Source organism: Microcystis sp. LSC13-02 (assembly GCA_002282935.1).
GTDB lineage: Bacteria > Cyanobacteriota > Cyanobacteriia > Cyanobacteriales > Microcystaceae > Microcystis.
Map to the genome: position 1 here is coordinate 1 of MTBT01000254.1, position 4342 is coordinate 4342.

Consider the following 4342-nt stretch of genomic DNA (forward strand, 5'->3'; position numbering starts at 1 on the left):
CGATTCCACATCCTCCAAGCAGTGTCATAACTGATCCCCTTTTTCTTGGCATAATCTGATAGTTTCATTTGAACTGTAAGGTAAACTTGCACTAACCACAGTAGCAGTTTTTTGCTATTATTTGCGTATATTTTCGACAAAACTTTACAATACTAAATCTGGTTATTAAAGAGTGATTATTTATTCCCCCTTTTGCCTCTTGCCTATTGCATGAGTGCCTGTCCTGATAAGTAGCCTATATTCAACGGATTTAGTATAAATTACTCCTTGATCGCTAAACAGTCATCAGTGAACTGAAAACTCAAATCTGATAACTCAAATCTGATAACCGATAACTGATAACTGATAACTGATAACTGATATGGGTTCACTCAAGTAATTTCTTCAGCAGGGCATCCACTTCCTCCAAGCCGGATTGATTATTTTTTAGGACATAAACCGCTCGCGCTTGCTTAAAAGCTTCTTTCGCTTCTCTTTTTCGTCCCCGGCCCGCGTAGGCCCGACCGAGATTAAGATAGACATCGGCGTTATTGGGGGCGATTTCGGCCAAATCTTGATAGGCGATAATTGCTGCAAGATAATCTTTTCTGGCCAGATGGATGCGACCAATTCCCGCTTGTGCTTCCAAAGATTGGGGTTGTAGGAAAACAGCCCGACGATAAAAGGGGAGAGCCTCGTCAAAACGCTCTTGTTTTTCGAGTAAAATACCTATTTTTAGCTGAATTAAAAAATTTCTTGTACTTTGTCGCTCTATTTCTTTTAAAATCTGGGTTCCGCCATTTAAATCGCCCTGTTTGAGCAAAAGGCTGGCCAGTTGCAATCTTAATTCAGTATTGTTAGGGAATCTTTGCAGGGATTTTTGGAGAAAATCGAGGGCTTCGCTGCTTTTATTCTGTTCAATCAAGGCTTTACCCATGATTTCGTGGGCTTGCTGATTATTGGGGTCGAGAGCTAAAACCCATTGGTAAACTTCGCCCGCTTTAGCATAGTTTTTTTGGCGTAATAATACTACCCCTAAACCGAGGTAGTGTTGGACGTTTTTCGGTTCTATTTGGATAGCGTAGTAGTAAGCGGTGGCTGCATTGTCATAATCACCGATATTAGCCAAACTATAACCGAGAGCATGGAAAAAGTCAGGATTACTCGGATCGAGACTTAAAGCTTTTTGGTATGCTTGGGCGGCGGCGTTATAATCCCCTTGCCGCGTTTGTAAAAAGCCAATCCCAGAGAAAATTTTGGCATTATTGCCATCAAGGGCGGCAGCCCGCTCGTAAACGGCTATAGCTTCCCCATAATTGCCATTTTTGACCAATTGCCGCGCTTGACGCAGTAGTTCGTTAACCTGTGAATCCTTGCTCACGATTGCCCCTGCGGGATTATCAGCGATCGCAATTGAGGCAGAGAAACAGCCCCCCGCGAGAAGACCGACGAGCAAGATTAGACGGGTAAATTGTTTCATCGCTTTACCTTTGTTAACGATTCTTAATTAAACTTTATTCTAAATAGTATTGACAAAAATCAACTATTCTGCATCACCTTGGACGAGATTATTGCGGGCTTCTTGGGCGACTTGGGCGCTTTTGTCGTTGGTTAACTGGGTCAAAACAGCGATCGCATCCTGTCCCCCTAAGCGGCCTAAAGCTTGAGCGAGACGATAGCGCAGTTGCCAGTCATCATCATTAGCCAAGGGAACGAGTAAAGAGACGGCGCGGGGGTCGCCTAGTTCCCCAAAAGCACTAACGGCGGCCGTTTTTACCAATTCATTATCGGAGTTAAGGGCGATTTCGAGCAGTTCAAAGCCCCGGGGTTCCCCCAATTCGCCCAAAGCTGCCACAATGCTAAATTGAATTAACCAGTCGCAGGATTGTTGATAGACGGCCACCAGATCATCGTAGGCTGCGGTTAATTTTAACCCCCCGATCGCATCGGCCGCGGCCGCTTTCACGTCTGCTTCGGGATCATGCAACAAGCGATCGCGCAGAATAGTTAAGGCCAGATCGAGATTCTGACGACCGAGGATATCTAACTGACTTACCGCCGAATAACGCACCCTAGCGTTACTATCGTTAATTAAAGGCTGTAACATCTCGAAGGCGATTTCTGGGGCTAAATAACGCAGTTGATTAACTCCCGATAAGCGATGGCCATAATCATCGGAATCAAGCAGCCGTTGCACGGATTCAGGGGAATAATTCATAATTTGATGACACCCTTAACAATTGGACTGGTATTAATTGTCCCATGAATAGTTATCGGCTCCTGACTATCTTGATCATGTTTAGTTCCCCGGTTTTTTGGGGCTGTCGTCCTCCCTCTCCCCTTAAAAAAGAACCTACGGCCGAGATGCTCGTTTCTCCTTCTCCCAGTCCGATTATTTCCGCATCAGACATTAAAGCTGCTAATCGTTATCGTCAATTGGGATTACAGTATCGTCAACAGGGAGATTTTATCAAAAGTATTGAGGCTTTAAAAAAATCGGTACAGTTAAACCCCAATCATCTAGACGGTAGAGTAATTTTAGGATGGACACAACACCTAGCTAAACAACCTTTAGCGGCACAAATAACCCTCGAAGAAACGATTAAAATTGCTCCCGATCATGTTGCTGCTTATAATGCTTTGGGTATTGTTTATCTTGTCGGTGGTCATCTTGAAAAGGCCGTAGTCACTCATACTAAAGCCGCTAATTTAAAACCTGATAATGAAATTGCCTACTATAATTTATCCCTCGCCTATCATCGTTTAAAAGATTTTAATTCAGCTATTACTAACGCTGAAAAAGCAGTTAAATTAGAGCCGAATAATCCCCATCCTCTTGTGGCTTTGGCAATGATTTATTTAGAGCAAGGTGATAGTAAAAAAGCTCATGATACCTATAGAAAGGCTGTGGATTTAGACGGTCGTTATCGACAAAAATGGTTTCTGGCACATCTGAAGGAAGCTGGTTTTAGTCAGGAGCAAATTAAATTAGTAGAAAAGTTACGAGCCTAGATTTAAAAAATATTATTTACTCTTAAGATGCCTGTCGATGTCCCAGTTTTAGGAAAATAGTTTCTAAATCTTCGCGGCAAGTATAAAACTCGCTTAAGGTCAGGCCAGAAACGACTAAAGATTTCAACAATTCGGCACTATCTTCTAGGGTTCCCGTAAATTTAACCTGGAGAGTATTAGTATTAATAATTCTTTGCCAACTTTCCACAAAAACACATTGTTTAAGAGCGGTTTCTAAGGTTTCTAAATTGCCTAGAGTCGTGATCTGCAAGTATTGGCCAGCTAGACGTTGATTTAATTCTTGTAAAGAGGTACTTTCCACTAGATAACCTAATTCCATGATGCCCACAGAACTACAAAGTTCGGCTAAATCACTAAGGACATGGGAGGAAATTAAAATAGTCATACCTGCCGATTGTAAGACTTTAATAATCTCACGAAATTGTAGGCGAGCGATCGGGTCTAATCCAGAAACCGGTTCATCGAGAAGTAAAATTAAAGGTTCATGGATAATCGTTCGGGCTAAACTTAAACGTTGTTTCATCCCCCGGGACAAAGTAGCGATCAAATTATGGCTTTTACCTGTCAATTGTACCAGTTCTAGAACCTCATAAATGCGGCGATGACGTTGGGAGCGAGGGATATGATAAAGACGGGCAAAATAATCCAGATAATTCCAGACATTTAGGTCATCGTAGAGGGGAAAATTATCGGGTAGATAACCTAAGTTTCTTTTGAGACGGGGATTACTCTCATCTCTTAAAAGACGTTCTCCGTGCAGATATATTTCTCCCGTTGTCGGTTCTTCCGCTGCCGCTAACATCCTAATTAAAGTGGTTTTTCCCGCTCCATTTGGACCGATTAACCCGTAAACTTCCCCCGCTTCAATCTGTAAATCCACTTGATTAACAGCCCCATGGCGGTCAAATTGTTTGGTTAAACCAACGGTAGCAATGGCTAATTCTGGTGCGTTCATAAAGTTTTAGTAGTCGGATTGCTGACAAACTGGCCACCACATTCTTAACATTAACGTTTGGGTTTCCCGTTATCAATAGAACCATTCTTGATGGTATGGTGAGAACCCCACTAGGACAAGGCAATACAGGCGAAGAGGTGATTTTGTTCTGTGTTAGACTGATATTTGAGTAAGTCTAACACGAACCACAAAAAGATATTGATCAGAAAACTGATCATCAAGCTAGATGTTTAAAGACTGATTTGAACCAATTATTTTTTTTTGTTAATGAATATTTTTGCTAATAAATAGGGTCTGCTGAATAATGGTAAAACCCTTTTAAAATAAAGCTTTTGACCTGTTAAAGTCCGATGTTAGTGCAAGAAAATAGGATTG

4 protein-coding genes and 2 pseudogenes are annotated in these 4342 nt (G+C 41.9%); 1 reads left to right on the forward strand and 5 read right to left on the reverse strand.

All coding sequences use genetic code 11. From position 1 onward, the window contains the following. From BGL89_RS16050 to nblB, 3 genes and pseudogenes are all read right to left on the reverse strand, one after another. A pseudogene (locus BGL89_RS16050) lies at window positions 1-68 on the reverse strand (IS607 family transposase); the annotation flags it as partial. A 299-nt stretch (window positions 69-367) separates the two neighbouring features. Beyond that, on the reverse strand, window positions 368-1459 hold the full coding sequence (locus BGL89_RS16055; protein ID WP_286826548.1) for a tetratricopeptide repeat protein: 1092 nt from the start codon (window positions 1457-1459) through the stop codon (window positions 368-370). 63 nt (window positions 1460-1522) lie between these two features. Next, a complete protein-coding gene (gene nblB, locus BGL89_RS16060; RefSeq protein WP_286826549.1) occupies window positions 1523-2197 on the reverse strand; it encodes a phycobilisome degradation protein NblB in 675 nt (224 codons plus the stop codon). Between the two features lie 44 nt (window positions 2198-2241). On the opposite strand from nblB, the gene BGL89_RS16065 reads away from it, so the two are divergent. Next, window positions 2242-2991 (forward strand): tetratricopeptide repeat protein, encoded by a 750-nt coding sequence (locus tag BGL89_RS16065; protein ID WP_286826550.1) that lies wholly within the window; start codon window positions 2242-2244, stop codon window positions 2989-2991. 22 nt (window positions 2992-3013) lie between these two features. Here the strand turns inward: BGL89_RS16065 and BGL89_RS16070 are convergent, their stop codons facing one another. Together BGL89_RS16070 and BGL89_RS16075 are read right to left on the reverse strand one after the other, a co-directional pair. Next, entirely contained in the window at window positions 3014-3967 is a 954-nt protein-coding gene (locus tag BGL89_RS16070) for an ABC transporter ATP-binding protein (RefSeq protein ID WP_286826551.1), read from the reverse strand. 53 nt (window positions 3968-4020) lie between these two features. After that, a pseudogene (locus BGL89_RS16075) lies at window positions 4021-4182 on the reverse strand (ISNCY family transposase); the annotation flags it as partial. Window positions 4183-4342 lie beyond the last annotated feature (160 nt).

Bases quoted from the DNA above. Each gene is read 5' to 3' on its own strand.
- BGL89_RS16055 (WP_286826548.1), bottom strand. From the start codon at position 1,459: ATGAAACAATTTACCCGTCTAATCTTGCTCGTCGGTCTTCTCGCGGGG.
- nblB (WP_286826549.1), bottom strand. From the start codon at position 2,197: ATGAATTATTCCCCTGAATCCGTGCAACGGCTGCTTGATTCCGATGAT.
- BGL89_RS16065 (WP_286826550.1), top strand. From the start codon at position 2,242: ATGAATAGTTATCGGCTCCTGACTATCTTGATCATGTTTAGTTCCCCG.
- BGL89_RS16070 (WP_286826551.1), bottom strand. From the start codon at position 3,967: ATGAACGCACCAGAATTAGCCATTGCTACCGTTGGTTTAACCAAACAA.